The sequence below is a fragment of the Streptomyces sp. LBL genome, assembly GCF_029893585.1.
Classification (GTDB): domain Bacteria; phylum Actinomycetota; class Actinomycetes; order Streptomycetales; family Streptomycetaceae; genus Streptomyces.
Map to the genome: position 1 here is coordinate 92,189 of NZ_JARXYX010000014.1, position 25,608 is coordinate 117,796.

The 25,608-nt window shown below is 68.1% G+C and carries 22 protein-coding genes and 3 pseudogenes; 14 read left to right on the forward strand and 11 right to left on the reverse strand.

Annotation, left to right across the window (positions count from 1 at the left end; translation table 11 throughout):
• Window positions 1–172 precede the first annotated feature (172 nt).
• Window positions 173–1,045 carry a helix-turn-helix transcriptional regulator gene (locus M2271_RS18715; protein WP_280888391.1) on the forward strand — a complete coding sequence of 291 codons (873 nt, stop codon included), beginning with the start codon at window positions 173–175 and terminating at the stop codon, window positions 1,043–1,045.
• A gap of 214 nt (window positions 1,046–1,259) precedes the next feature.
• Here M2271_RS18715 and M2271_RS18720 read toward each other — a convergent pair whose 3' ends face one another.
• Window positions 1,260–1,673, reverse strand: a complete 414-nt coding sequence (locus M2271_RS18720; protein WP_280888392.1) for a cupin domain-containing protein — start codon at window positions 1,671–1,673, stop codon at window positions 1,260–1,262.
• 188 nt (window positions 1,674–1,861) lie between these two features.
• On the reverse strand, window positions 1,862–2,842 hold the full coding sequence (locus M2271_RS18725; protein WP_280888393.1) for an aldo/keto reductase: 981 nt from the start codon (window positions 2,840–2,842) through the stop codon (window positions 1,862–1,864).
• A 725-nt stretch (window positions 2,843–3,567) separates the two neighbouring features.
• On the opposite strand from M2271_RS18725, the pseudogene M2271_RS18730 reads away from it, so the two are divergent.
• Window positions 3,568–4,038: pseudogene (locus M2271_RS18730) on the forward strand (aldo/keto reductase); the annotation flags it as partial.
• Window positions 4,039–4,166: 128 nt separating this feature from the next.
• Window positions 4,167–5,033 carry a helix-turn-helix transcriptional regulator gene (locus tag M2271_RS18735; RefSeq protein ID WP_280888394.1) on the forward strand — a complete coding sequence of 289 codons (867 nt, stop codon included), beginning with the start codon at window positions 4,167–4,169 and terminating at the stop codon, window positions 5,031–5,033.
• Window positions 5,034–5,089: 56 nt separating this feature from the next.
• Here M2271_RS18735 and M2271_RS18740 read toward each other — a convergent pair whose 3' ends face one another.
• From M2271_RS18740 to M2271_RS18760, 5 genes are all read right to left on the reverse strand, one after another.
• Entirely contained in the window at window positions 5,090–6,238 is a 1,149-nt protein-coding gene (locus M2271_RS18740; protein WP_280888395.1) for an XdhC family protein, read from the reverse strand.
• Between the two features lie 187 nt (window positions 6,239–6,425).
• Window positions 6,426–8,624 carry a xanthine dehydrogenase family protein molybdopterin-binding subunit gene (locus M2271_RS18745; RefSeq protein ID WP_280888396.1) on the reverse strand — a complete coding sequence of 733 codons (2,199 nt, stop codon included), beginning with the start codon at window positions 8,622–8,624 and terminating at the stop codon, window positions 6,426–6,428.
• Window positions 8,621–9,601, reverse strand: a complete 981-nt coding sequence (locus tag M2271_RS18750; RefSeq protein WP_280888397.1) for a xanthine dehydrogenase family protein subunit M — start codon at window positions 9,599–9,601, stop codon at window positions 8,621–8,623. Before M2271_RS18750 ends, M2271_RS18745 begins: the two co-directional genes overlap by 4 nt.
• Window positions 9,602–9,613: 12 nt before the next feature.
• Window positions 9,614–10,276, reverse strand: coding sequence for a 2Fe-2S iron-sulfur cluster-binding protein (locus M2271_RS18755; RefSeq protein ID WP_280888398.1), 663 nt, complete (start codon window positions 10,274–10,276; stop codon window positions 9,614–9,616).
• Window positions 10,277–11,086: 810 nt separating this feature from the next.
• Window positions 11,087–11,602, reverse strand: coding sequence for a hypothetical protein (locus tag M2271_RS18760; protein WP_280888399.1), 516 nt, complete (start codon window positions 11,600–11,602; stop codon window positions 11,087–11,089).
• Between the two features lie 324 nt (window positions 11,603–11,926).
• On the opposite strand from M2271_RS18760, the gene M2271_RS18765 reads away from it, so the two are divergent.
• The 9 genes from M2271_RS18765 (at window position 11,927) to M2271_RS18805 (ending at window position 20,634) form a co-directional block, all read left to right on the forward strand.
• Window positions 11,927–12,913, forward strand: a complete 987-nt coding sequence (locus M2271_RS18765; RefSeq protein WP_280888400.1) for an ISAs1 family transposase — start codon at window positions 11,927–11,929, stop codon at window positions 12,911–12,913.
• Between the two features lie 33 nt (window positions 12,914–12,946).
• The gene (locus M2271_RS18770) at window positions 12,947–13,318 is read left to right on the forward strand and encodes a transposase (RefSeq protein WP_280888401.1); all 372 of its coding nucleotides are present in this window, start codon (window positions 12,947–12,949) and stop codon (window positions 13,316–13,318) included.
• Window positions 13,319–13,880: 562 nt separating this feature from the next.
• Window positions 13,881–15,317 carry a group II intron reverse transcriptase/maturase gene (gene ltrA, locus M2271_RS18775; protein WP_280888402.1) on the forward strand — a complete coding sequence of 479 codons (1,437 nt, stop codon included), beginning with the start codon at window positions 13,881–13,883 and terminating at the stop codon, window positions 15,315–15,317.
• Between the two features lie 150 nt (window positions 15,318–15,467).
• Window positions 15,468–16,382: an IS3 family transposase gene (locus tag M2271_RS18780; protein WP_280888403.1), complete on the forward strand. Its 915-nt coding sequence runs from the start codon at window positions 15,468–15,470 to the stop codon at window positions 16,380–16,382.
• 29 nt (window positions 16,383–16,411) lie between these two features.
• Window positions 16,412–16,861 (forward strand): SDR family NAD(P)-dependent oxidoreductase, encoded by a 450-nt coding sequence (locus M2271_RS18785; RefSeq protein WP_280888479.1) that lies wholly within the window; start codon window positions 16,412–16,414, stop codon window positions 16,859–16,861.
• A 417-nt stretch (window positions 16,862–17,278) separates the two neighbouring features.
• On the forward strand, window positions 17,279–18,529 hold the full coding sequence (locus M2271_RS18790; RefSeq protein WP_280888404.1) for an MFS transporter: 1,251 nt from the start codon (window positions 17,279–17,281) through the stop codon (window positions 18,527–18,529).
• Complete coding sequence (locus M2271_RS18795) at window positions 18,519–19,103, forward strand: TetR/AcrR family transcriptional regulator (protein ID WP_280888405.1); 585 nt, start codon at window positions 18,519–18,521, stop codon at window positions 19,101–19,103. The genes M2271_RS18790 and M2271_RS18795 overlap by 11 nt, the downstream gene beginning before the upstream one ends.
• A gap of 45 nt (window positions 19,104–19,148) precedes the next feature.
• A complete protein-coding gene (locus tag M2271_RS18800) occupies window positions 19,149–19,829 on the forward strand; it encodes a nitroreductase family protein (RefSeq protein ID WP_280888406.1) in 681 nt (226 codons plus the stop codon).
• 190 nt (window positions 19,830–20,019) lie between these two features.
• Complete coding sequence (locus M2271_RS18805) at window positions 20,020–20,634, forward strand: isochorismatase family cysteine hydrolase (protein ID WP_280888407.1); 615 nt, start codon at window positions 20,020–20,022, stop codon at window positions 20,632–20,634.
• Window positions 20,635–20,831: 197 nt separating this feature from the next.
• Here the strand turns inward: M2271_RS18805 and M2271_RS18810 are convergent.
• The 4 genes and pseudogenes from M2271_RS18810 to M2271_RS42525 form a co-directional block, all read right to left on the reverse strand.
• Window positions 20,832–21,194, reverse strand: a pseudogene (locus tag M2271_RS18810) (VOC family protein); the annotation flags it as partial.
• A 32-nt stretch (window positions 21,195–21,226) separates the two neighbouring features.
• Window positions 21,227–21,989 (reverse strand): annotated as a pseudogene (locus tag M2271_RS18815) (oxidoreductase).
• Window positions 21,990–22,017: 28 nt separating this feature from the next.
• Window positions 22,018–22,605: an ISAs1 family transposase gene (locus tag M2271_RS42520; protein ID WP_348539174.1), complete on the reverse strand. Its 588-nt coding sequence runs from the start codon at window positions 22,603–22,605 to the stop codon at window positions 22,018–22,020.
• On the reverse strand, window positions 22,551–23,141 hold the full coding sequence (locus M2271_RS42525) for an ISAs1 family transposase (protein ID WP_348539175.1): 591 nt from the start codon (window positions 23,139–23,141) through the stop codon (window positions 22,551–22,553). The genes M2271_RS42520 and M2271_RS42525 overlap by 55 nt, the downstream gene beginning before the upstream one ends.
• A 576-nt stretch (window positions 23,142–23,717) precedes the next feature.
• Here M2271_RS42525 and rpe point away from each other — a divergent pair.
• Both rpe and M2271_RS18830 read left to right on the forward strand, forming a co-directional pair.
• Window positions 23,718–24,404 carry a ribulose-phosphate 3-epimerase gene (gene rpe / locus M2271_RS18825; RefSeq protein ID WP_280888409.1) on the forward strand — a complete coding sequence of 229 codons (687 nt, stop codon included), beginning with the start codon at window positions 23,718–23,720 and terminating at the stop codon, window positions 24,402–24,404.
• 78 nt (window positions 24,405–24,482) lie between these two features.
• A complete protein-coding gene (locus tag M2271_RS18830) occupies window positions 24,483–25,526 on the forward strand; it encodes a sugar-binding domain-containing protein (protein ID WP_280888410.1) in 1,044 nt (347 codons plus the stop codon).
• Window positions 25,527–25,608: the final 82 nt, after the last annotated feature.

The window sequence follows — 25,608 nt, forward strand, 5'->3', positions numbered from 1 at the left end:
CAATTGCGTAGCACGGGGCTGCCGTGCCCCGGCGGGTTTATCGCGGCCACTTCATCGAGTTTCGCATCACCACGGGCATCGACACAGAGTAGGATTCCTTACCCGGATGAAAGGTTCCAGGTATAAATCCCTACCCCTCAACGTCGGTCCATTCGGTGTCACACTGACTGGTATGACTCGCAGCAACGCGCATCTCAACGAGCTGGGCGAGTTCCTCAAGACCCGCCGGGCCGAACTGAGCCCCCGCGGAGTGGGCCTGCCCGAGACGGGCGGCATGAGACGGGTCAAGGGACTGCGCCGTGAGGAAGTCGCTCAGCTCGTCGCCATCAGCACCGAGTACTACACCCGCCTTGAACAGGGCCGCATCCAGGCATCGGGGCCGGTGCTGTCCGCTCTGGCGCAGGTGCTTCGTCTGGACGACGACCAACGGGACTACCTCTTCGAACTCGCCGGCAAGGGCCAGGATCGGCCTCGCCGTCGTACCGTGCAGAAGATACAGCCGACGCTGCAGCGCCTCCTGGACAACCTGATCGACACGCCGGCCATTGTTCTGGGCCGCCGTACCGACATCCTTGCTTGGAATTCCCTGGCTGCCGCGCTGATGACCGATTACGCGGAAATTCCGGAGAAGAAAAGAAACCATACCCGGATTCTTTTCACCGATCCGGCGATGAGGACGCTGTACGCGGACTGGGAGGAAGTCGCTCGCACCACCGTTGCGCAGTTGCGCATGCAGGCCGCCAAGTATCCTGACGATCCCAGGCTGACGGCCCTCGTCGGAGAGCTGTCCGTGCGGGACGCGCACTTCCGCCGTTGGTGGGGCGACCACCATGTCGCCGCCCGCACGATGGGCACCAAGACCTACCACCATCCTGTGGCCGGCGAGCTCACCCTTGACTGGGACACCCTCACCGCAAGCGTCGACGCCGAGCAGCAACTCGTCGTACTGACCGCCGAACCCGGCACCCCTTCCCACGACGCGCTGCGCATCCTCGCCTCCTGGGCCACGAACCACCAGCAGCCCGCACCCGACAGCGCGACCTGACTACACCAGTGCGCGGCGACCTGCGACTGCCGAGGGAATGCGGGGCACCCGCCGCCGGCATCGCGCCGGGCGGACCGCCATGTGCTACGTCACCGCCGTCCGCCATGAACGCACCGCCAAACTGCCTCGTCAGCAAATCCGTTGGCTGCCGGCGCGCACAGCTGTGGTTCGTCGGGGTCGACCACGATCACCTGCTGCGGCTCTTGCGTCGTGGCTACCGGTTGCGGGTGCGGGGGCCGTTGTACTGCTGGTTGGTGACCGGCTCGGCCCAGGTGGTCTCGGTGGTCTCGTCGCCCCTGCCTTCCCACATGGCGAGGTGTTCCATGAACCGGTCGGGGGTGGCGCCGTGCCAGTGTTCCTCGTTGGGCGGGCAGCTGACCGTTTCGCCGGGGTGGGCTTCCAGGACGGTGCCGTCCCGGGTGCCGACCAGGGCGATGCCGGAAATCACGTGGAGGGTCTGGCCCAGGACGTGGGAGTGCCAGTTGGTGCGGGCGCCTGGGGAGAAGCGGACCAGGTTGGCGCGCATCCGGGATGGTTCCCGGCCGGCGACGATGACGTCCCACCACACGTCACCGGTGAACCAGTCGGCCGGGGCCTTGCTGCTGGGATGTTGCTTGATGAATTCCATGATGTCTCTCCGAACCTTCTTGGTGCGTTGGTCTTGCCTACGGGGCGACGTTGGTGGCCTGCTTCGGTGAGTTCCCTCGCGGCCGCGTTCAGGGCGGCTTTGTTGGTGTCGGTCAGGGCGACGGCGGCCTCCCTCGGCGAAGGCACGGGCGGTCGCCAGGCCCATCCCGCATCTGGCTCCGGTGAGGGTCAGTGGTCGATGCTGGCCATGTTGGCCTCGTTGTGGCGTTCGCCGGCGGCGGGGGTGAGGTTGTTGAGGCGGTCGAGCTGAGCGGCGCTGAGTTCGACGGCGTCGGCAGCGGTGTTCTCTTCGACGCGTGAGACGCGGCGGGTGCCGGGGATGGGGGCGATGTCGTTGCCGCGGGTGAGCAGCCATGCCAGTGCGGTCTGGGCGGGGGTGGCGCCGATCTCGGCGCCGATGGCCTGTACCTCGTCGACGATGGTCAGGTTGCGCTGGAAGTTCTCGCCGGTGAAGCGCGGGTTGGTCTTGCGCCAGTCGTCGTCGGTGAAGTCGTCGACGGTGCGGATCTGCCCGGTGAGCAGGCCGTGGCCGAGCGGGGAGTAGGGCACGAAGCCGATGCGCAACTCGCGTAGCAGCGGGAGGATTTCGGCTTCGACGTCTCGGGTCCACAGCGAGTATTCGGTCTGCAGCGCGGCCACCGGGTGCACGGCGTGGGCCCGGCGGATCGTGTCGGGGCCGGCCTCGGAGAGTCCGATGTGGCGGACTTTGCCTTCGGCGACCAGTTCGGCCAGCGCGCCGACTGTTTCTTCGATGGGTGTGTTGGGGTCGACGCGGTGCTGGTAGTAGAGGTCGATGTGGTCGGTGCCGAGCCGCTTGAGTGAGCCTTCGACGGCGGTCTTCACGTTGGCGGGGCTGCTGTCGATGACGCCGGGGCCGTCGCCGGCGTGGGAGACGAGTCCGAACTTCGTGGCCACGACGACGTCGTCGCGTCGGCCCTTGATGGCCTTGCCGACGAGTTCCTCGCTGTGGAAGGGGCCGTAGATCTCGGCGGTGTCGATGTGGGTGACCCCGAGGTCCAGCGCCCGGTGGATGGTGCGGATCGACTCGGCGTCATCGAGTCCCCCGCCCGTGGTGTAGGTACCGGCCATGGTCATGGCTCCCAGGCCGATGCGGGACACATCGAGCCCGCCCAGTGATACGTGCTTCATCAGGTACTCCTTGTCGTAACGGCCGTCAGGCCTGGTGCAACCTCACCAAGTTCGGTGTGAACGGCTTCACTGGCCTCGCCGATACCGCTGCTCGTACCGGTGACGAGAGCGACCGTGCCAGTCAGTTTCGATGCGGTAGGAGATAGTCCTTTCCTCTTGATGTACGGCGTAGGAACAGACGGCTGGGCGCCGCCTCCACGGCCTACTCCGACGCGCGGCGTGGACCTCCGCGTGGGCAGTTGAGGTGTGCCGGGCGGAAACCAGCGCCGGCGTCTCGTTCTTGCCGGGCGGCTGCGGTGGCGGTCTCCTCGGACGCGGGTACTCGCCGTGGTCGGCCAGGGCAGACCAGAGAGCTCCCACGCATTCGCATAGAGCATGCTCATTCGTCAACCGTCTGCCGGATCCGTCGATGGCACGGATGTAACCGTGCCATCGACTCCCGAACGCGACAAGGGGAGAGATTTTTCCGGGTATAAAACTCTACCCCCCACGAATTTCTGGAAGAGGGACGTCTGGCCTCAAGGAACGCGGCCTCGTCCGGCAGAGCCCTCTCATCGCATTGGCTGTCCAGCGCGCACAGTGTAGTTGGCTACAAAGAAATCTGCACGAAGGCAGAGGGGAACGATTTTCTCCCCGTATGCCTGCCGCTACCTACGGGAACGCGGGAGGTGCGAATGAAACGGCCAAGGGCCAGGTATGCACCTCAGAAGAACGGATGGGAAACCATGAAACACGTCATGCTGGGGGATCTGGAGGTCTCCCGCATCGGTCTCGGCGTCATGACGGCGTCCCATGGTTGTACGGGCAAGAACACGGGCGACGCTGAGGCGATACGCGCCGTCCATCGGGCTCTGGAGCTGGGTGTCACTTTCATCGACACTGCCGAGGTGTACGGGCCTTTCCTCAACGAGGAACTGGTCGGCCGGGCGCTCAAGGGCCGTCGTGACCAGGCCGTCGTCGCGACGAAGTTCGGATTCGTCTCGCACACGGGACGTGAGGGCATGCTCGACAGCAGCCCGGCCAACGTCCGGGCGGCCCTGGAGGGATCCCTCAAGCGGTTGGGCACCGACCACGTCGATCTGCTCTACCAGCACCGCGTCGACCCTGAGGTGCCCATCGAGGAGACCGTCGGCGCCATGGCCGAGTTGGTCAAGGAAGGCAAGGTCGGCCACCTCGGGCTCTCCGAGGCCGGTCCAATCCGAGCATTAATTGTGAAGGCACTGTGGACCCTCTGCTCCTTCAGTGGAAGGGCGCGTTCCGGGTACAGATCTCTACCCCCCAACCTGAGCTTTCCCGGGGCTGCCTGCGCAGTACCGTGGCGGGCATGAGCAGGGACGCACACCTCAGCGAGCTGGGTGAATTCCTCACGGCTCGGCGCGCCGAGCTGAGCCCCCGTGCAATGGGTCTGCCCGAGAGCGGGGCCTTGCGGCGGGTTCCGGGCCTGCGCCGAGAAGAGGTGGCGCAGTTGGCCGCGATCAGCACTGTTTACTACACCCGCTTGGAGCAGGGCCGCATCGAAGCCTCCGCTCGGGTCCTGACGGCCCTGGCCCGCGTGTTTCGCCTGGACGACGACCAGCGTGACTACATGCTCGAACTGGCCGGGAAGGAGAAAACGCGGCCACGTCGGAACTCGGTGCAGAAGGTCCGGCCGTCGACGCAGCGGCTCCTCGACAATCTCACCGACACTCCCGCTATCGTTCTCGGCCGCTGCATGGACATTCTCGCCTGGAATAACCTTGCGGCCGCCTTGCTCACGGACTTCTCCCAGGTTCCGGAAGGGCAGCGAAATTCTGCGCGAATGCTCTTCACTGATCCCGCTATGAGGGAACTGTATGCGGACTGGGAAACCGTCGCGCGTACCGTTGTGGCATTTCTGAGGATGGAAGCAGCGGACAACCCGGACGATCCCAGAATGGCTGCACTCGTCGAGGAGCTGTCCGAAAAGGATCCCCAGTTCCGGGAGTGGTGGGCCGCCCACCACGTGGCCCACCACTCCATGGGGACGAAGACCTTCCGTCATCCCGTGGCCGGCGGTCTCACTCTCGACTGGGAGACCCTCGCCTGCCCCACCGACCCCGACCAGCACCTCGTCATCTGGACCGCAGAGCCCGGCACTGCCTCCCACGAGGGGCTGCGGGTCCTGGCTTGTTGGGCTGCCAACCACCATCCGCGAGCCGACACCGCCGGCTGATTTTCTTCTGTGTGGTACGCACCCTGTGCCGCGCCGCGCCGCGGGGAGATCGGTCGTCACGCGGCTGTTCGTGCTACGGATGAAGGAGTGTCTGGGGCGGGCTTGTGAAGGGGTCCGGTACCGAGGGTCAGAGGCAGGCCGGTGCCGTGGTGGGTGTTGGCGATGATCTCGGCGGTGATGGAGACGGCGGTCTCCTCGGGAGTATGGGCGCCGAGGTCGAGCCCGATCGGGGAGTGCAGGCGCGCAAGTCGGTCGTCCGGTACGCCTGCTTCGCGCAGTGCCTGGAGGCGGTGGTCGTGCGTACGCCGTGAACCCATCGCACCGACGTAGCCGGCGGGCAGGTCGAGGGCGAGACGGAGCAGGGGGATGTCGAATTTGGCGTCGTGGGTGAGTACGCAGACCGCAGTACGGAAATCCACCTCCGTGCCCTCCAGATAGCGGTGCGGCCAGTCGACGACAACTTCGTCGGCATGCGGGAAACGGGTCGGCGTCGCGAAGACCGGACGAGCGTCGCAGATGGTGACGTGGTAGCCGAGGAAGCGTCCGACCTCGCTCAGCGCGCCCGCGAAGTCGACCGCGCCGAAGATGAGCATGCGGGGGCGGGGCGCGTGGGTGTGGACGAGGACGGACAGTCTCTCGGGGCAGGTGTCGGCGTCGCCGCCCACCTCGGTGCGAGCCGTTCGCCCCGCCCGTAGCAGCGCGCGGGCCTGGGCGGCCACCGCGCGGTCCTCGCGCGTGCTGCCCAGGGTTCCGTCGTAGGCGCTGCCGTCGCCGAGGAGGGAGAGGGTGCGGCCGAGGAGTCCTTCCGGGCCGTCGATGATCTGGGCGACGGCAGTCGGTCGGCCCTGGGTGACGGCTTCGAGGGCTGTGGTGAGGTGGGGCTGGGTGGCGGAGTCGACGTGCTGTACGAGGACGTCGATTTCGCCTCCGCAGGTCAGGCCGACGGCGAAGGCGTCGTCGCCGGAGTAGCCGAACCGGGCCCGGACGGGGGTGCCACTGTCGGCCAGTACCTGTTGGCACAGTTCGTAGACGGCTCCTTCCACGCAGCCGCCGGAGATGCTGCCGACCGCCGTGCCGTCGGCGTCGACGGCGAGCGCGGTGCCCGGCGGCAGAGGCGCGCTGCCGCTGACCTGAATGACGGTGGCGAGGGCGAAGGGGCGGGCCTCGCGGCACCAGTCGTACAGCGTGTCCGCGATGTTCAGCATGGGCGGGTCTCCGGGTGAGACGACGTGGGACGTCGGTGGGGTGCCGGCCTGGGAGGCGGGCCGCCGCCGTGTCGTCCGGGGGAGAAGGACGCGGCGGCGGCCCTGTCGGTCCGGCGGCGGGGCATGGGCGGCCGCCGGACGGTCGGGCGAACACTGAGGGCTCGGACCGGGCGGGCCCCCGGATGGCTCAGAGCAGGGCTTCCGCGGTGATGGGCAGTTGGCGGACGCGGCGACCGGTGGCGTGGAAGACCGCGTTCGCGATGGCGGGCGCCACGCCGATGTGGACGACTTCCCCAAGGCCCTTGACGCCGATGGGGGCGGCCTCGATGTCGTTGCCGCCGTCGAGGAAGATCGCCCGCAGGTCGGGGACGTCGGCGTTGACCGGGACCATGTAGTTGGCGAGATCGGCGTTGACGATCCGGCCGTCGCGGTGGTCGGTGACCGTGTGCTCCAGCAGCGCCGCGCCGATGCCGCCGACCTGGCCGCCGAGGGCCTGGCTGTCGGCGAGCTTGGGGCTGATGATGCGGCCCGCGTCGTAGACGCCGAGCATCCGCCGCACCCGTACCAGCCCCAGGCGGGCGTCGACGGCGACCTCGGCGAACGTCACGCTGTAGCTGTACATGGAGGACCGGGCTTCCCCGGCGGTGTAGGACCCGAGAACTTCCAGGTGGGTGCGGTCGTTGCGGGTCAGGAGCTGCCCGTAGGTCTCGCCGCGCGCCGGGTTGTCCGACACGTGCAGCCGTCCGGCGCGGACCACGACGTCGCCGGCGTCGACGCCGTACAGGGGCGAGCGCTCGTCCTCGACGGCGAGCTTGATCGCCTGCTTCCGCAGTGTGTCGCAGCCGTCCTGGACGGCGGAGCCGACCATGGCCATGGTCATCGAGCCGCCGTGGGGCGGGGTCAGCGGCATGGCGGAGTCGCCGAGCCGGAAGGTCACCGTACGCATCGTCAGGCCGAGGGCGTCCGCGGCGACCTGGGACTGAGAGGTGTAGGTGCCCGGGCCCATGTCGCTGGTCGCGGCCTCGACCAGGGCGGTGCCGTCGGCATCCAGCCTGACCCGGGCCTGGGTGGTGAAGCCTCGAGGGACGTCCATGATGCCGGTGGCCATGCCGGTGCCGATCAGCCAGTCGCCGTCGCGGGTGGAGCGCGGCTTGGGGTTGCGCCGGCTCCAGCCGAACTCGCGGGCGCCGGTGGCGAGGCACTCGCGCAGCCGCCGAGTGGAGAACGGCAGCCCGTTGGACGGGTCCTCCTCCGGTTCGTTGCGCAGCCGCAGCTCGACGGGGTCGATGCCCAGCTTGTGGGCGAGTTCGTCCATCGCCGACTCGACGGCGATGGCGGCGGTGGCGAAACCGGGACCGCGCATCCACACCGGCGTGTTCACGTCCAGTGGCACCGTCCGGTACTCCTGGCGGACGTGGGGCGCGTTGTAGACCATCTGCCCGGCGTGCAGGACACCCTCGGTGAAGTTCTCATACGTCGAGGTCTCAGCCTTCAGGTGCTGCACCATGGCGCTCACCCGGCCGCGCCGGTCGCTGCCCAGGCGCACCCGGTACTCGTAGGCGGGCCGGAAGCCCGTACCGAAGTACAGCTGCTTGCGGGACAGCACGAGCTTGACCGGGCGGCCGGTCTCACGGGCGGCGATTGCCGCGGTGGCGATGTGGGGCCAGGCGCGAATGGCGTTGCCGAACCCGCCGCCGACGAACGGTGAGATGACGCGCACCGAGTCCTTCGGAATACCGAACACGGCGGCGAGGTCCTTCTGCGTACCGATCGGCCACTGGGTCTTGTCCCACAGAATGAGTTCGTCGCCGTCCCAGCGGGCGATGGTGGCGTGCGGTTCCATCGCGTTGTGATGGGCTCGGGGCAGCTGGTAGGTGACGTCCAGCCGGACGGCGGCGGACGCGAACGCCTTGTCCGCGTCGCCCCGCGCATAGTGCACGGGTTCACCGGCCGGCGCGGAGGCCATGTCGGTCGACGGCTTCGCGGCGTCGTAGCGGACCTTCACCAGGCTCGCGGCGTGCTGCGCCGTCTCCAGTGCGGTGGCCACCACGACGGCGACCGGCTGACCGTGGAAGAGGACCTTGTCGTCCTGGAATATCCGCAGTTGTTTGTTGCCCGGCGGATCAATCGACTCCGGGTTGCCGCGGTAAACCAGCTTGGGCGCGTTGAGGTGGCTGATGACCTTGAGGACGCCGGGCTGGGCGAGGGCCGCACGGGTGTCGATGCCGGTGATGCGCCCGCGGCCCATGGTGCTGTCCACGATGACGGCGTGGACGACGCCTTTGATGTCGTGTTCGGCGGCGTACGTCGCCTTCCCCGTCACCTTCAGCCGGCCGTCCACGCGGGTCAGCGGCGCTCCGACGGCCGCCTGCGGCTGCGGGCTCACTTGGTACCTCCTACGATGCGCAGCTGGCGCTCGACGGTTCGTTTGAGGAGCTCGGCCTTGAAACGGTTGTGCTCCAGGGGGCGGGCCCCGTCCGCCGCATGCTTCGCGGCCTCGGCCCACAGCGCCCGCGAGGGCCGCTCGCCGATGAGGTGGTTCTCGACGGCGGGCAGCTTCCACGGCACGGTGCCCACACCACCGGCGGCCACCTTCGCCTCCCGGATCACCCCGCCGTGTACGTGCAGCGCGACGGCCGCCGAGGTCAGGGCGAACTCGTACGACTGCCGGTCACGCACCTTCAGGTAACCCGACTTGAGCGGACGCGGAAGGGCCGGAATCTCAACGGCAGTGATCAACTCGCCCTTGCGGAGGGCCTGTTCACGGTTCGGAGTGCTGCCGGGCCGCAGCAGGAAGTCGGCGAAGGGGATGCTGCGTGCGCCGTCCGGGCCGAGCAGGCGGACGGTTGCCTCCAGCGCGGCGAAGGCCACGGCCACGTCGGAGGGATGCGTGGCCACGCAGGACTCGGAGGTGCCGAGGATCGCGTGGGTGCGGTTGAAGCCGCCCCTTGCGGCGCAACCCGAGCCGGGCTCGCGCTTGTTGCAGGCGGCGGTCACGTCGCGGAAGTAGGTACAGCGGGTGCGCTGCATGATGTTCCCGCCGATGGTGGCCATGTTCCGCAACTGGGCCGAAGCGCTCAGCTCCAGCGCCTCGGAGATGACCGGGTAGGTGGTGCGGACCTTGGCATGGGCGGCGGCCTCGGCCATCCGCACCAACGCTCCGATGCGCAAGCCTCCGCGCTCGGTGACGGTGACCTCGCGCAGCGGCAGCGCACTGATGTCGACCAGCGTCTCAGGGCGTTCGACGGTCTCGCGCATGAGGTCGACGAGGGTGGTGCCGCCGGCGATGTAACGCCCGCCGCGTCGCCCGGCGTTGAGGGCTTCGGCGGTGTCGGAGGCTTTGGTGAGGGTGAAGGGATACATGGGAGGCGGGTCTCATTTCCCGTGGGCGGTCTGCTCGACCGCGCGCACGATCTTCACGTAACAGCCGCAGCGGCAGATGTTGCCGCTCATCCACTCCCGGATCTCGTCCGCCGAACCGGTGTGGCCTTCCTGGATGCAGCCGACGCCGGACATGATCTGACCAGGCGTGCAGTAGCCGCACTGGAAGGCGTCCTCGTCGATGAACGCCTTCTGGAGCGGGTGCAGTTCACCGTCCTCGCCCCCGGGGGCGAGCCCTTCGATGGTGGTGATCTCGGCGCCCTCCAGACGGACCGCGAGCGTCAGGCAAGAGTTGACGCGGCGGCCGTCGACCAGGACCGTGCAGGCTCCGCAGGCGCCGGCGTTGCAGCCCTTCTTGGAGCCGGGCAGGTCCAAATGTTCGCGCAGCAGGTCCAGTAGCGAGGTCCGGTTGTCGACCGTGACGGTGTGACGCTTCCCGTTGACCGTCAGCGAGACACGACTGCTCGGCGGTGCCTTGGCGGCGGCCCCCGTCTCGGCGGCAAGCGCAGCCGGACCCGTCATCAGGCCGCCGGTCACGACGGCGCCACCGGCTGCGGTGGTCGTCGCGATGAACGTGCGCCGGGAGGGCGCGGAGGCGGGCTCGGCAGAGGGGGTGGTGGGGGGAGAAACAGCTGACTCGGTGAGTTCAGTGGACATGCGTACGCTTTCGGATCGGCGGCAAGTCGATGGCCTTGTTCGTCGGCGTGCCCAGAGGCAGAATCCGCGTCGTCGTCATCGCCGGTGTGCTCCGGCCGTGTGGGTAAGTTGCGATGCAGGACTCGGCGCAGGGCAGGGGGGGAATTCGTCCAGCTCACTCAGAGCGTGGCTGGTCATGAACGTCAGTTTGCCATCAGTTGGCAGTCTCGTGGGGGGTAGAGTTTTCTGTCTGGATGTCTGACGCCCTGGATGGAAAACTTCACCCCTTGCGGACATGCGGGACGGTGAAAATGTCGCAAGTAAGGTCAGTGTAGGACCGGGCTGGCGGACGTTCTCCGCCGAACCGGCCGGGTTTGTTTGCTGACTTCTCAATTATCTGCGCGTGGGTCGGCTCAATTCTGCTTTTCTGTGCGCGCCGTTGATCGTCATTATTAAGTCGGCCCACCGCATTTGAGCCCGTCGCATTTGAGGGGCCATGGGCCGCGAGACTCCATAGGCCGTCCGCACGTCAGCGGGCCGATGACCGAACAGGCGGGCTACACCCTGCAGCCTGGGGGTCACCATGGGAGTGGAGAGTGAAGGCAACATGACTGGCATGTCCGCACTGGACCTGCTGGACGTCCGCGGGCGCCCTCAGCGCGACCTGCAGGAATCGAGGCCGGAACCCAGGTCGGCCTTCCTCTCCCGCAAGGTCAATATGGTGGTGAAGAGGACCGGCAACGAGTCGTCTGTCCTACCGGTGGCTGAAGCTGGGCATACAACGTCAAGGAGACCGTCCCGACCAGGAGATCATCCGCACCGTCCAGAAACTCAAGCCTGCAGTGGTGATGTTCTGAAGAAGGCCTCGAAGATGGTGTCGAACTCACCCGCAGTCGATTCCTTGAATGCCGGCAGCCCACGGATGGCATCGGCGGTCGTGTAGCCCTCGCAGAACGTGTGGGCCCGGTCGTTCTTGTTGTTCGACTCGTTGACCTGGAGTTCGGGGTAGTAGGCCTCGATTGCCCCGCGCTCCCATACATGGATGTCTTCGTGGCGAAGCATCTGCAGCAGCTTCAGCTTCATCTCCTCCAGCTCTGGGTCCTCGGCCTTTTCGAGGATCCGCCGGGCAGCGCCGGAAGTGGAGCGGGCGAAGAACGCCTTGACCGCTGCGTCTACTTCCTCGAACCCGCACAGGCCTTGGGCATGCTTTTCGCTCTTGAGCTGTGCGCACTCCCACAGAGCGCGTGCGGTGCCGCTCTTGCTCAGGCTCTTGAGAGTGCTCGCGGAGACCTGGACGTCCTCGTCCTTCACCAGTTCGTTGACTTTGGAGACGACCCGGTCACGCAACGGGCGGCACTCATCGCTTGCCCCTGGTTTGTCGAACCCGTCCAGCGCCGCGTCCAGGTCTGCGACGATCAGCGACTCTCATCTCGAAGCGCTGGAAGAAACTGCGGTACCGCTCGATACTGCCCTCGCCTTCGACCTTGGCGATCGCGGCACCCTGCTGGTCTGCAGTAGGTCGGCAGTGCACTGCCAGGGCCCCGGCAAAGTCGTCTTGTAGCCCTGTGGCGTGGGGTTTTGTGGCGGGGTAGCGGTGCGCGGGCGTGTTCCGGTCCGGTTGGATGGAGGTTCCTACGCCGTACCGTCCGACCAGGGGATCACGCCCGCGCCATGCCATCGTCTCTCATCCCCGCGCCTGTTCGCACGCCCGTACTGGATCACGAACTCCTCGTCCACCTGCTCGGCCGGATACCTGATCCGCGCCGACGGCGCGGTGTGCGGCATCCGGTGGGTGCCCTGATCGCGGTGGCCGTGTGTGCGGTGGTGGCCGGAGCGCGGGGGTTCACCGCGATCGGGGAGTGGGCCCGTGATGCCGGCGGCGGTGCGCTTGCCCGGCTGGGACTTGAACGCGGCGGTGTGGACGAGTCGACGTTGCGGCGCCTGTTCGCCCGCCTCGACGCGGACCTGCTCGATGCGGTGCTGGGTGCCTGGGCGGCGACCGGGACCGCGTTGGTGGCGGGACGGCGGGTGATCGCCATCGACGGCAAGACCGTCCGGGGTGCACGCAGTGGCGGCTCCTCGGCCCCGCACCTGGTCGCCGCCCTCGCGCACGGATCAGGGGTGGTGCTCGGCCAGATCGCCGTGAGCGAGAAGAGCAACGAGATCCCGGCTGCCCGGGAGCTGCTCCAGAACCTCGACCTGGACGGCGTGGTCGTCACGATGCACGCGCTGCACACCCAGCACGACACCGCGGCTGTCGTGACCAGGGCCGGCGGTGACTACGTCCTGACCGTGAAGGCCAATCAGAAGTCGTTGTATGCGCACCTCAAAGCGCTTCCCTGGGTTTCTGTACCCGCCACCACCAGGACAGATCGCGGTCACGGACGCCGGGCCACCGGGACGGTCAAGGTCGTCGAGGTACCGGCCTGGGTCGAGTTCAGCGGAGCCGCGCAGGTCGCACAACTGCGGCGCACCGTCACCCGCAAGGGTCGACGGACCGTCGAGATCGTCTACCTGATCACCAGCGCGGACGCCCGTACCGCGCCACCGGAAGTCCTGGCCACCTGGGTGCAGTCGCACTGGGAGATCGAAAACCGCCTCCACTGGGTCCGCGACGTCACCTTCGACGAGGACCGCTCTGAATCGCCCCGGGTTTGATGGAGACATCGAAGACCCAGAAGGATGCCGATCATGGCTGCTCCCCGTAAGTACCCCGACGAACTGCGCGAGCGTGCGACGCGGCTGGCGATCGAGGCCCGCAAGGACCCCGCCGGCAGGGCCGGTGCGATCAAGCGGATCGCTGACCAGCTCGACGTGCACCCTGAGGCCCTGCGCGGCTGGGTCAAGCGGGCCGAGACCGACGAGGGCATCGTGCCTGGCGCCACCAGCACCGACGCTGCACGAATCGCTGAGCTGGAGCGGGAGGTGAAGGAACTTCGGCGGGCGAACGCGATATTGAAGTCCGCCTCGGCTTTCTTCGCCGCGGAGCTGTGCGCCACGAGGCGCGATGTTGATCGAGAGGTGGTGAAAGGCCACTTCCGTCAGGCCGTCGTAGCGGCCTGATCGAAGCTTGGGGGCAGCCTGATCCGGGGAACGCCGGTGAGGGTGGCAAGCGGCCCCGACGAAGGCGGGACGTACCGGAACTACCAGAGGGTGCGGGCCCGTTCAGCGAGGTCAGAAGGTGTAGCGAGAGCGAACCAGTGGTGGACGCCCCGTAACAGCGAAGCCGGGTCAAATCTGGTGGATATGGGCCGGTGTGCAGCGCGTGAGGGCCGGGCCTCGGGCCGGTCTGCAATTCCGAAGCCGTTTAGCTCTGTCGGTGGGGAGGCCACGTCGAAGGTCTGCGGCGTAGACGTGGCGATGCTGCCGGGGTAGAGCTGGGCGCCTCCCTGACCGATCGATCGCATCGTGAACGTGGGAACCATCCGCGGTCGCCCTCCTGCCGGACAGCCAGTTCGGGGGCGGGCAAGTCCGTTGCCGACTGAGGGCCGTGGGATGGGGCGGAGGCTCTGTAGTAGTCGCGGGCGTGACGACCCGTCGTGGAGGCCGTGAGAGACGGCCGCAGGGCGAAGGGGGCCAGCAAGTCAGCAGTCGAGGCTGCTGGAATATCGGGAGGGTTTCGCTGGTGAATACCGACGAACTGGAGCACGCCATATATGTGGCGGAGCGACGGGTACTGAATATCCAGACCAAGCTGCACCGTTGGGCTCGTGATGATGCTCATCGCAGGTTCGACGACCTCTACAATCTCGTTGCCGATCCCGGTTTCCTTCTGGTGGCCTGGGATCGGGTGAGGGGCAACAGGGGTGCCCGCACGGCTGGAGTGGACGGGCGCACGGCCCGTTCCGTCGAGGCCGGGCAGGGCGTCGAGGATTTCCTCGACGGACTGCGGTCGCAGCTGAAGGACCGTAGTTTCCGCCCACTTCCGGTGCGGGAGCGTATGATCCCCAAAACCGGCGGGAAGCTCCGCCGTCTGGGGATCGCAACCATCACCGACCGGGTGGTCCAGGCATCCCTGAAACTGGTGTTGGAGCCCATTTTCGAGGCGGACTTCCTCCCGTGTTCTTACGGGTTCCGCCCGAATCGCCGTGCTCATGACGCGGTGGCCGAGGTGCGCTATATCGCTTCAAGACCACGCAACTATGAGTGGATCGTTGAGGGAGACATCACGGCCTGCTTCGACGAAATATCGCATCCGGCGCTAATGGGCCGGGTGCGGCATCGAGTCGGGGACAAGCCTGTCCTGGGACTGGTGAAGGCTTTCCTCAAGTCGGGCATCCTCGGTGAGGACCGTCTGCTGAGGGAGACCACCGCCGGAACCCCACAGGGGTCGATTCTCTCGCCTCTGCTCAGCAACGTGGCACTGTCGGTCCTGGACGAGTACATAGCCCAGGCGCCGGGAGGTCCGAGTGCTGGGAAGGTGGACCGTGCCAGACGGCACCGCCATGGTCTTCCCAACTATCGCCTTATTAGGTACGCGGACGACTGGTGCCTGATGGTCTTCGGCTCGAAAGCCGATGCTGAGGTCCTGCGCGAGGAAATCGCTGAGGTCTTGTCCACGATGGGCCTGCGCCTGTCACCGGAGAAGACCTTGATTACCCATATCGATGAGGGGCTGGACTTTCTCGGGTGGCACATCCAGCGCCACCGCAAGAGAGGGACCAGTCAGCACTACGTCTATACCTACCCCGCGAAGAAGGCTGTTCAGGCCGTGAAGCGGAAGGTCAAGACGTTGTGTCGAGAGGTCGAAGTGAACCAGCCGTTGGATGACCTGCTGCGTCGGCTGAATATGGCGTTGCGGGGCTGGTGTGCTTACTTCCGGCCCGGGGTGTCTTCCGTGACATTCGCCTACCTGAGCCACTACACGTGGCGGACGGTATGGCGTTGGATGCGGCGCAAGCATCGCCGGTCCACGTGGAAGGAACTCCGCCACCGCTACTGCGGCGGCGGTTGGTGGCCCACCAGCGAGAACAGGGAGCTGTTCGACCCCGAGAAGGTAGGAACGACCCGCTACCGTTATCGAGGTTCAATTATTCCGGCTCCCTGGCCTATCGCGGGATGAGGATGTATAACACGCAGCCCATTTCGGGGCTTGTGGAGAGCCCGGTGCATTGAGAGGTGCCCGCCGGGTTCGGGAAGCGGTCCGGGGAAACGGGCCGGCCGAAAGGCCGGAACCGCGCCCCGGGCCGACTTTCACGGACCGTCCACTGCGATGAAGGTCGCCTACATCGACCAGTACAAGGAGACGTTCGGCGTCCAGCCGATCTGCGACGTCCTCGCCGAGACGGATGCGCCGATCGCGCCGAGCACCTACTACGCCGCCCGCACCCGCCCGCCCTCGGCCCGCAGCCTGCGAGACGAGGCGATCACCAAGGAGATACGCCGGATTCACGAGGCCAACTACGGCGTCTACGGGGCCCGCAAGGTGCACGCCGCCCTCCGGCGCGAGGGCGGCGAGGTGGCCCGCTGCACGGTCGAGCGCCTCATGCGCGCGGCTGGTCTGCGCGGGGTAATCCGGGCCAGGAGCCCACGCACCACCCGCCCCGCACCCGAGACCGACCGGCCCGCCGACCTGGTCGAGCGGCAGTTCACCGCGAGCGCGCCGAACCAGCTATGGGTCGCGGACATCACCTACATCAGAACCTTCTCCGGCTGGGTCTACGCCGCTTTCGTCATCGACGTCTTCTCCCGCATGGTCGTCGGCTGGCAGGTCGCAACCTCCCTCTACACCGACCTCGCCCTTGACGCCCTGGAGATGGCGATCTGGCGCCGCCGGCACACCGGCGCCGACCTCACGCACCACTCGGATCGCGGAGTCCAATACCGAGCTCTTCGCTGCACCGAACGTCTCGACGTTGAGGCCGCCGTGGCCTCGGTCGGCTCCAAGGGCGACTCGTACGACAACGCCCTGGCCGAGGCGTTCAACAGCCTGTTCAAGGCCGAGCTGATCCGCAACAGGGGACCCTGGACCGGCATCAACGACGTCGAGGTCGCGGTCGCCGAGTACATCGACTGGTTCAACCAGCGCCGCCTCCACGGCGAACTCGGTCACATCACCCCAGCCGAACACGAGGCCGCCCACTACCTCGCGGCCGAAGCTCCTGCGTCACTCCAGAAAGCCAGCTAACTCAGTCTCCACGAAACCCAGGGCTTGACATCGGCTCCCGCTCCGGTTTCGAGGGAGAGCCCGGCGTGAGCATGTACTGCGCGTCGAAGTTCGCGGTAGCCGGGATCAGCGAGGCGCTCGCGGTCGAATTGGAGCCGTTCGGAATCCAGAGCATGGTCGTGGAGCCCGGGGTCTTCCGCACCGACTTCCTCGACGCCAGTTCCCTGTCAACCGTCGCCGAGCGCATCCCCGCCTACGACGGCACGCCGGCCCACGCCACGCTGGACTGGGCCGCCACGGCCAATCACACCCAGCTCGGTGACCCCGTCAAGGGTGCCGCCCTCATCTACGAGGTGACCTGCCAGGACAAGCTGCCCGGGCACCTGGCCCTGGGGCGCGACGCGATCGAACGCCGGCTGGTCAAGATCCGCAGCATCCAGGACGACCTCGTGGCCTGGCAGGACAAGTCCGCCGCCACGGCCTGCGACGCCGCCGCCTGACCAACATCAGCGAGCTGACCATCCTGGCCACGTCGCAGCCGGTACCGCGGGCGCCTTGCAGCGCCGGCCCGAGGAGCACGCCCAAGGGCACCCATTCCGCCGTCCACATGCGCGACCGCCTCGATGCCGTAGCCGCGGTACTCGATGGCCGCCCATGCAGGCGCTCGGCCGGAGCGCCCCAGCCGAGCGCCTGCACCAGCTGCCCGCAGCCTGTTGAGTTCTGCCTGGCACAGCGATGGCAGGTATGCGCGCCACCCGCAGTCACGCCCTGGTGGCTGAGCACGTCCTGGTGCCGGCCGAGCAGGTCGCGCCGGCAGCCCCCTTCCTCGTGGAGGACATGATGCCGCGCCTGGACAGACCAGTCTGTCTATTACTAACGTAGTCCAGACCGACTGGTCTATCTGGGAGGGATCGCTGGTGGCAGCCCGCAGCACCCGCACGGCCACGCTGCCCGAATTTCCGGCAGCTCGCCGAGACGGGCAGGACGTACCCGGTGGCGCCGGCATGCTCGTGCTCGCGAGCTCCGTCGTCGTGCTCTTCCTCGCCTGCGCGAACGCGCCGAGCCCGCTGTACCAGACGTACGAGTCGGCGTGGCACGCCAGCGCGCTGACCGGGACGATCGCGTTCGCCACCTACGCGGTGGCAGTCATCGGCGGGTTGCTGTGGCTGGACAGGCTGCCCGAGCGTTTCGGGCGCCGAGCGGTACTGCTCACCTCCATCGGAGGTCAGGTCATCGCCCTTGGCATGTTCACTCTCGCCGGCTCGTTCGTGCCGATCTTCATCGGCAGGGCGGTGCAGGGTCTGGCCTCGGGCGCCACGTTCGGAACCCTGTCAGCTCTCATGATCGAGTCCGACGGCGAGCGCGGCCCGATCGCGAGCGCCGCCTCGCCGGGCACCGGCAGTGGGATCGGGGCGCTGCTGAGCGGCGTTCTCATCCAGTTCGTTCCCGGCCCCACGCGCACGATCTACCTGACCCTGGGCTCAGTACTGCTGGTCCAAGGGGTCCTGGTCTGGCGCCTGCTCCCGGACACGGGCCGGCCGGCGATCCCGGTGCTGTCGCTCAAGCCGCGCGTGGCCGTGCCCGCTCACGCCCGCGCCGCCTTCCTCGGGTGCGCTCCCGTGGTCTTCGCGGTGTGGGGCTTGTCGGGGTTCTACGCGGCGCTGAGTCCGGCGTTGTTCCGGACCCTGGCGCCCGGCGCCTCCGGCTGGCAGAGCGCGCTCCCGCTGTTCACGTTGCTCGGCACCGCGACGGTGACGACCGTGGCGTTGCGCCACGTCAGCGGTCGAGCGGTCACCATCGTCGGCCTGCTCATGACGCTCGCCGGCCTCGGCGTCACGGTCGCGGTCCTCGCGCTGGGCTCGGTCGGCCTCTATCTGGCGGCCAGTGCGATAGTGGGCATGGGATACGGCCCGGGCTTTCAGGGCCCCCTCCGCATGGTGACCGCGACCGCGTCGGACCGCGAGCGGCCGGCGTTGATCGCAGCCGTCTTCGTCGTCGCCTACCTGGGCCTCGGCGCCGCCGCGATCGTGCCGGGCGCGTTGACGAGTGAGGGAATACCGCTCACGCGGGTGGCGGCCGGCTTAGCCATGGTTCTGGCAACTCTCAGTGCCGCCGCGTTGGTGGCGATCGTGCGTGCCCCAGGAAGGGTTGATTCAGATGCGGATTGAATCGGACGGTACACCTCGCGAGCGGCTCCTCGCCGCCGCCGCGGAGCTGTTCTACCAGGAAGGCGTCCGAAGCGTCGGCATCGGTCGGCTGCTCGAACGTGCAGGGGTGGCGAAGGCCAGTCTGTACGACGCTTTCGGCTCCAAGGACGAGCTGGTCACCGCCTATCTGCGGGAGCGGCACGCCGCCATGCGGGAGCATTTCCAACGGGCCGTGGCCCGCCATCGCACCCCTCGGGCGCGGGTACTCGCTCCGTTCGACGTCCAAGCCGAGTTCGCCGCCGACAGCACCTATCGCGGATGCGCCTTCGCCCGCGCGGCCGCCGAGTCGCATGCGGCCGGCGTGGACAGTGCCGCCTCGGATTATCGCCAGTGGATCCGCCGGACCTTCGCCGAACTGGCGGCAGAGGCCGGGGCAGTTGACCCGGAGACGTTGGCGACACAACTGCACGCCTTGTGGGACGGGTCCGCGCAGTCGCTCCAGATGGACCGCAACCCCGCGGTCGTGCAGGCCACGCGTGACGCCGCGGCCGCCCTGCTCGACGCCGCGCTGCCCGTCACGCGGAAGGCGCCCTAGCCACCGCGAAGCCCTTGTCCACCGATGCCGACCAGGAGCAACACCATGAACAGCAGCAGCTCGGCCCATCAGACCCTCGGACTCACTGCCGACGAGGTCCTCACCACCACGCGCGCGGTTCGCAGGCGACTCGACCTGACCCGGCCCGTTCCGCGCGAGCTGATCCAGGAGGCCGTGAAGGTCGCCACCCAGGCGCCGACCGGCCGCAACCAGCAGCAGTGGGACTTCGTCTTCATCGACGATCCGGCGACGAAGGCGAAGGCCGCCGACATCTGGCGCGCCGGGCTCATGGACGGCGCGCCGGACGAGCACGACTCCGCGCCGCTTCCGACCCGGATGAGCTTTGCCTCGGCGGAGTGGGGACGGATCCGGGGCAGTCTCGGCCACCTGGTCCAGCACTTGCACGAGGTGCCGGTGCTGATGATCCCGGTGGTGCGGGTCGCGCGCAGGGCGGAACTCGACTCGATCCGCGGGCAGGCGCACAACTGGGGCTCGGTCATTCCCGCGACCTGGAGCTTCATGCTCGCCGCGCGGGAACGCGGCCTGGGAACGGCGTGGACCGCGGCTCACCTCAACTACGAGCGCGAGATGGCCGACCTGCTCGGCCTCCCCTTCGAGAAGACCGTTCAGGTGGCGCTGACCCCCATCGCTTACACGATCGGCACGGACTTCAAGCCGGCCCCGCGGGCAGACGACAGCAACTTCAGCCATTGGAACCGCTGGTAGCAGCACGGCTGGTAGGGCGATCGAGCAGGCGATGCGGCGGCCGAGCGGTGACCGAACGAGCCGCGGCCGACCGATCGGCACGACGGCGAGCGCCGTGAGGCGCTCTGCTCGCGGGCACCCGGTGTCGTGGGCGCCAGAACGAGGGCCAGGGTTCCACGCTGTGCCCGAAAGAGGACAGAAGAGGAGAACCATGTACCCGAGGGAGCGAACCGCCCTCATCGTCATCGACGCCACGAACGACTTCATCGCCGAGGACGGCAAGGCATGGCCGGGGCTGCGTGAGGTCTGCGAGGAAGTCGGCACGGTGCCGAACATGAAGCGAGTCCTCGAGGCGGCGCGCGCTGCCGGGATCCAGGTACTGCACGCACCGATGGAGACTCAGCCATGGGACTACGGGCCCTGGAAGCACCGCACGCCGAGCCACGACGGCATGTTCCAGGCCCAGTTGTTCCAGGCCGGCACCCGGGGCGCGGAATTCCACCCCGACTTCGTGCCCGCCGACGGCGAAGTGGTCGTCACCGCACACAAGACCTTTGACGCGTTCCACGGCACGGACATGGACGTGCAGCTTCGCCAGCGCGACATCGACCATTTGATCCTCTGCGGCCTCACCACCAATACCTGCGTGGACTCGACCGGCCGGGACGCCGTCGAAAGGGGCTACAGCGTGACCTTCGCCTCCGACGCGGTGGCCACCTGCACCATGGACATGCAGCGGGCGACCATCGACCTGAACTGGCCGCGCTACGCCCAGCAGATCGCGACCACTGACGAGATCGTCAGCGCTTTGGAGAACGTGAAGTAAGGCACTGGACGGCTGGCCCAGCGCGGGAACGGCCGTCCTTGGGCTTCCTGACCGGGTGGCGGAAGCCGTCACCCGCGTTCTCGTGGTCGAGGGCGGTCAGGTGCGGATGGCCCCCGCGGACCCGGCGGGCCGGGGAGACTCGGAGGACTCGGAGGCGCCGGCCGGGCGCTGCTCGGCGGACGGCGACCGGCGCAGGTCGAGCGTAGGCAGAAGGGGTGTCCGGCCGGGCTGGCGTAGACGCGGCTACCGGTGCGGGTTTCCGGGGTGACCTCGTCGGTGGGCCGCAGCCGGGTGGCGCCGGCTTCGGTGGCCGTGTGGTCGGCGGCGGCGAGGTCGTCGACGCCGAAGTCAAGGTGCATCTGCTGGGAGGTGCCGTCCGGCCAGTTCGGGGCGGTGTGTCCGGGGGCCGACTGGACGACGATCACCGGGAGGCCGGGGGCCTGAACGAAGTGGTGGGTGGGCGTGGGGGTGAGGGCGCCGCCGAGCAGCCGGCGCCAGAAGGAGCTCTCCTTCTCGATGTCGGCGGCGTCGATGATCACGGAGGTCAGGGTGATGGGCAAGGGGGTGTCCTGTTGGTGCTGTCGGTGGTAGCTCACACGGTCGGGAGGATGCCGCCGTCGACGCGGAACTGCGCTCCGGTGAGCCAATTCCCGCGGCCGGAGGCGAGGAAGGCGATCATCTCGGCGACGTCCTCGGGATCTCCGGGACGGCCCATGGGGACCTTCAGGTGGTCCATGATCTGCTGCGTGACCTCTTCGGTGGTGATGCCCTGCTTCTATGCCATGTGTTTGAGGTGGGCAGCGGCGCCGTCGGTGACGACGAAGCCGGGCAGGACGCAGACCACGCGCACCCCGTGCTCGCCGACCTCGGTGGCCAGTTCGCGGCTGTAGGTGTTGAGCGCGGCCTTGGCGGCGGCGTAGGACGCCTCGGTGCGCTGCGGCAGTTGGCTGGCGATCGAGGAGACGTGCACGACGACGCCGGAGCCCCGCTCGACCATTCCCGGCACCAGGGCCCGGTCCAGGCGCACGGCGCTGAGGAGGTTCATCTCCAGGTCCGCCTGCCAGGATTCGTCCGACCGGCTCAGGGTCGCTCGCCGCGCCCGCATTGTTCACGAGCACGTCCACGCCGCCCACCTGCTCGATGACTCGGCGGCCGAGTTCGGCCACACCCTGCTGCATGGAGAGGTCAGCCGCGAGAAAGGTGGCACCGCTGTCCTCCTCGGGCCGGCTGCGGGAGGCCGTCAGCACGGTCGCGCCCGCGTCGACGAAGCGGCGCACGGTCGCCGCACCCAGGCCCCGGCTGCCACCGGTGACCAGGACCCGAAGGCCGTCGAGACTCTTGTCGGTGAGGGGCATGGGGGCAGGGCCCCGGCAAAGTTGTTGATCATGCGGCCAGGAACAGGTTGATGGGGCGGTCGATGTCGCGGGCGTGGTGTTGTAGGGCGGCGGCGATGTTGCGGTGGCCCTCCAGGCGGAGCAGGGTAATGGCGGTGTTGCGCAGGCCGGCCATGACGCGGGGTGCGTTGCCGGTGCGGACCTGGGAGCGGTCCTCGTCGAAGGTGACGTCGCGGACCCAGTGGAGGCGGTTTTCGATCTCCCAGTGCGACTGCACCCAGGTGGCCAGGACTTCCGGTGGCGCGGTACGGGCGTCCGCGCTGGTGATCAGGTAGACGATCTCGACGGTCCGTCGACCCTTGCGGGTGACGGTGCGCCGCAGTTGTGCGACCTGCGCGGCTCCGCTGAACTCGACCCAGGCCGGTACCTCGACGACCTTGACCGTCCGGGTGGCCCGGCGTCCGTGACCGCGATCTGTCCTGGTGGTGGCGGGTACAGAAACCCAGGGAAGCGCTTTGAGGTGCGCATACAACGACTTCTGATTGGCCTTCACGGTCAGGACGTAGTCACCGCCGGCCCTGGTCACGACAGCCGCGGTGTCGTGCTGGGTGTGCAGCGCGTGCATCGTGACGACCACGCCGTCCAGGTGAGGTTCTGGAGCAGCTCCCGGGCAGCCGGGATCTCGTTGCTCTTCTCGCTCACGGCGATCTGGCCGAGCACCACCCCTGATCCGTGCGCGAGGGCGGCGACCAGGTGCGGGGCCGAGGAGCCGCCACTGCGTGCACCCCGGACGGTCTTGCCGTCGATGGCGATCACCCGCCGTCCCGCCACCAACGCGGTCCCGGTCGCCGCCCAGGCACCCAGCACCGCATCGAGCAGGTCCGCGTCGAGGCGGGCGAACAGGCGCCGCAACGTCGACTCGTCCACACCGCCGCGTTCAAGTCCCAGCCGGGCAAGCGCACCGCCGCCGGCATCACGGGCCCACTCCCCGATCGCGGTGAACCCCCGCGCTCCGGCCACCACCGCGCACACGGCCACCGCGATCAGGGCACCCACCGGATGCCGCACACCGCGCCGTCGGCGCGGATCAGGTATCCGGCCGAGCAGGTGGACGAGGAGTTCGTGATCCAGTACGGGCGTGCGAACAGGCGCGGGGATGAGAGACGATGGCATGGCGCGGGCGTGATCCCCTGGTCGGACGGTACGGCGTAGGAACCTCCATCCAACCGGACCGGAACACGCCCGCGCACCGCTACCCCGCCACAAAACCCCACGCCACAGGGCTACAAGACGACTTTGCCGGGGCCCTGGCAGTGCACCCCGAGACCTCGCAGGCCACGTCGTCATGGAGCTCAAGGCTGATGGCCCCGCCCGGCCGCTCGGAAGATCAGCGCAGCAACTCCAACAGAGCCCACTTCGCCTCGTACGGACAACCCAGAGCCGAGGCTGACGCATCGTGAGAGACATGAGATGCCATGATCCGGTCTGGTCACATATAACGCACTGTGTCCAGCCGCTTGCGTGTGGTACACGGTCGTGTGGGGCCGCCACCAGTTCTTGGCCACTTCGCGTCCTCTTGCCTGCTCGGCTACGACAGCCAAGCAACCGCAGGTCAGGCCCTCGGTGCTGGTAGTGCCGACCCGAACGGCCGCCCGGCACGGCGCGCGCCGGGCACCGCACACCATCCGATGAACTGTTCAGGTCTGGACCGGCGCGAACATTCGTGCCCGGGCATGGGAGGCTTGGGTCATGGCCGTGCAGATCAATCCCAGCATGCTGTCCGCCGATTTCGCCCGCCTCGCGGACGAGGCGAAGGCGGTCGAAGGAGCCGACTGGCTCCACGTCGACGTCATGGACAACCATTTCGTTCCGAACCTCACGCTCGGCGTGCCGGTCGTGGAGTCGCTGGCCCGTGCGACGGACACCCCGCTGGACTGCCATCTGATGATCGAAGCCCCCGATCGCTGGGCGCCCCAGTATGTGGAGGCGGGTGCCTCGTCCGTCACCTTCCACATCGAGGCGGCCGCCGCTCCGGTCCGGCTCGCCCGGGAGATCCGCGCCAAGGGCGCCCGCGCCTCCATGGCACTGAAGCCGGCGACGCCGATCGAGCCGTACGAAGACCTGCTCCCCGAGCTCGACATGCTGCTGATCATGACGGTCGAGCCGGGCTTCGGGGGACAGGCCTTCCTCGACATCATGCTTCCGAAGATCCGCCGCACCCGCGAGCTGATCAGCAAGCACGGTCTTGAGCTGTGGCTCCAGGTCGACGGAGGAGTCTCGGCCTCCACCATCGAGCGCTGCGCGGACGCGGGCGCCGACGTCTTCGTCGCCGGATCGGCGGTCTTCGGGGCGTCCGACCCGGCCGAGGCGGTACGTGCATTGCGCACCCAAGCCGAGGGGGCGAGTGCCAACGCGAGCTGGGCGTGCGACCACTGAACCAAGGGAACGTGAACGGCTCCCATCAGGGCTGATCAAGTGCGCCGCATCTGCAAGGATGAACGGCGAATCCAGAGTGTGAACAGTAGTGAGGAGATCGCCGTGTCGGGTATGTCGGCGGGCCGGTCAGCCATGCGGATGGGACCCGCTGAGCTGGTGCAGGCGGCGGCCATGGCCCGCCGCTTCTACCTTGAGGGCAAGTCCAAGATCCAGATCGCCGAGGAGTTCGGCGTCAGCCGCTTCAAGGTGGCCCGGGTCCTGGAGACCGCCCTCGAACGGGATCTCGTGCGGATCGAGATCCGTGTGCCGGCCGAACTGGACGCGGACCGCTCCGACGCGTTGCGCGCCCGCTACGGCCTCAGACACGCCGTCGTGGTCGAGTCCCCGGCCGATGCCGAGGAGACGCCCGACCCGGAGAACCTGGGGGAAGTGGCCGCCGAGCTGCTCGGCGAACTCCTGAACGAAGGTGATGTGCTGGGGCTGGCCTGGGGCAGGTCCACCATCCACATGGCCGCGGCGCTGGACCGGCTGCCGCCCTGCACGGTGGTGCAGCTGACCGGCGTGTACGACGCCGGGACCGCCGAGCGCGGTTCGGTCGAGGCCGTCCGCCGTGCCGCCCAGGTGTCGGGCGGCGACGCCCACCCCATCTACGCGCCGATGCTGCTGCCGGACGCGGCCACCGCGCAGGCGCTGCGCCACCAGACCGGGATCGCCCGGGCCTTCGAGTACTTCGACAAGGTCACGGTCGCCTGCGTGTCCATCGGCTCCTGGGAGCCGGGCATCTCCACGGTGCACGACATGCTCAGCGACGAGGAGCGCTCGCACTACGCCTCGCTCGGTGTCGCCGCCGAGATGTCCGCGCACCTCTTCGACGCCGAGGGCCGCCGGGTCGGACGGGACCTGGGCGAGCGGTGCATCACCGTCAAGACCGATCAGCTCCGCCGTGTCCCCGAGGTTGTCGCGATCGCGGGCGGACAGCGGAAGGCGGCCGCGATCGACGCGGTGCTGCGGTCGGGCCTCGTCACCAGCTTGGTGACGGACACGTCGGCGGCGGACTACCTGTTGGCGGCGGGACCGACGCCGAAGCCGGCGCTCAACCGGGCCGATCCGGACGGGATCTGACGGACAGCCCGGAGGGGATCTGGCGGACAGCCCGGAGGGGGCGGCCACGGTCGCCCCCTCCGGGGTCCATCCCTGCGACGAT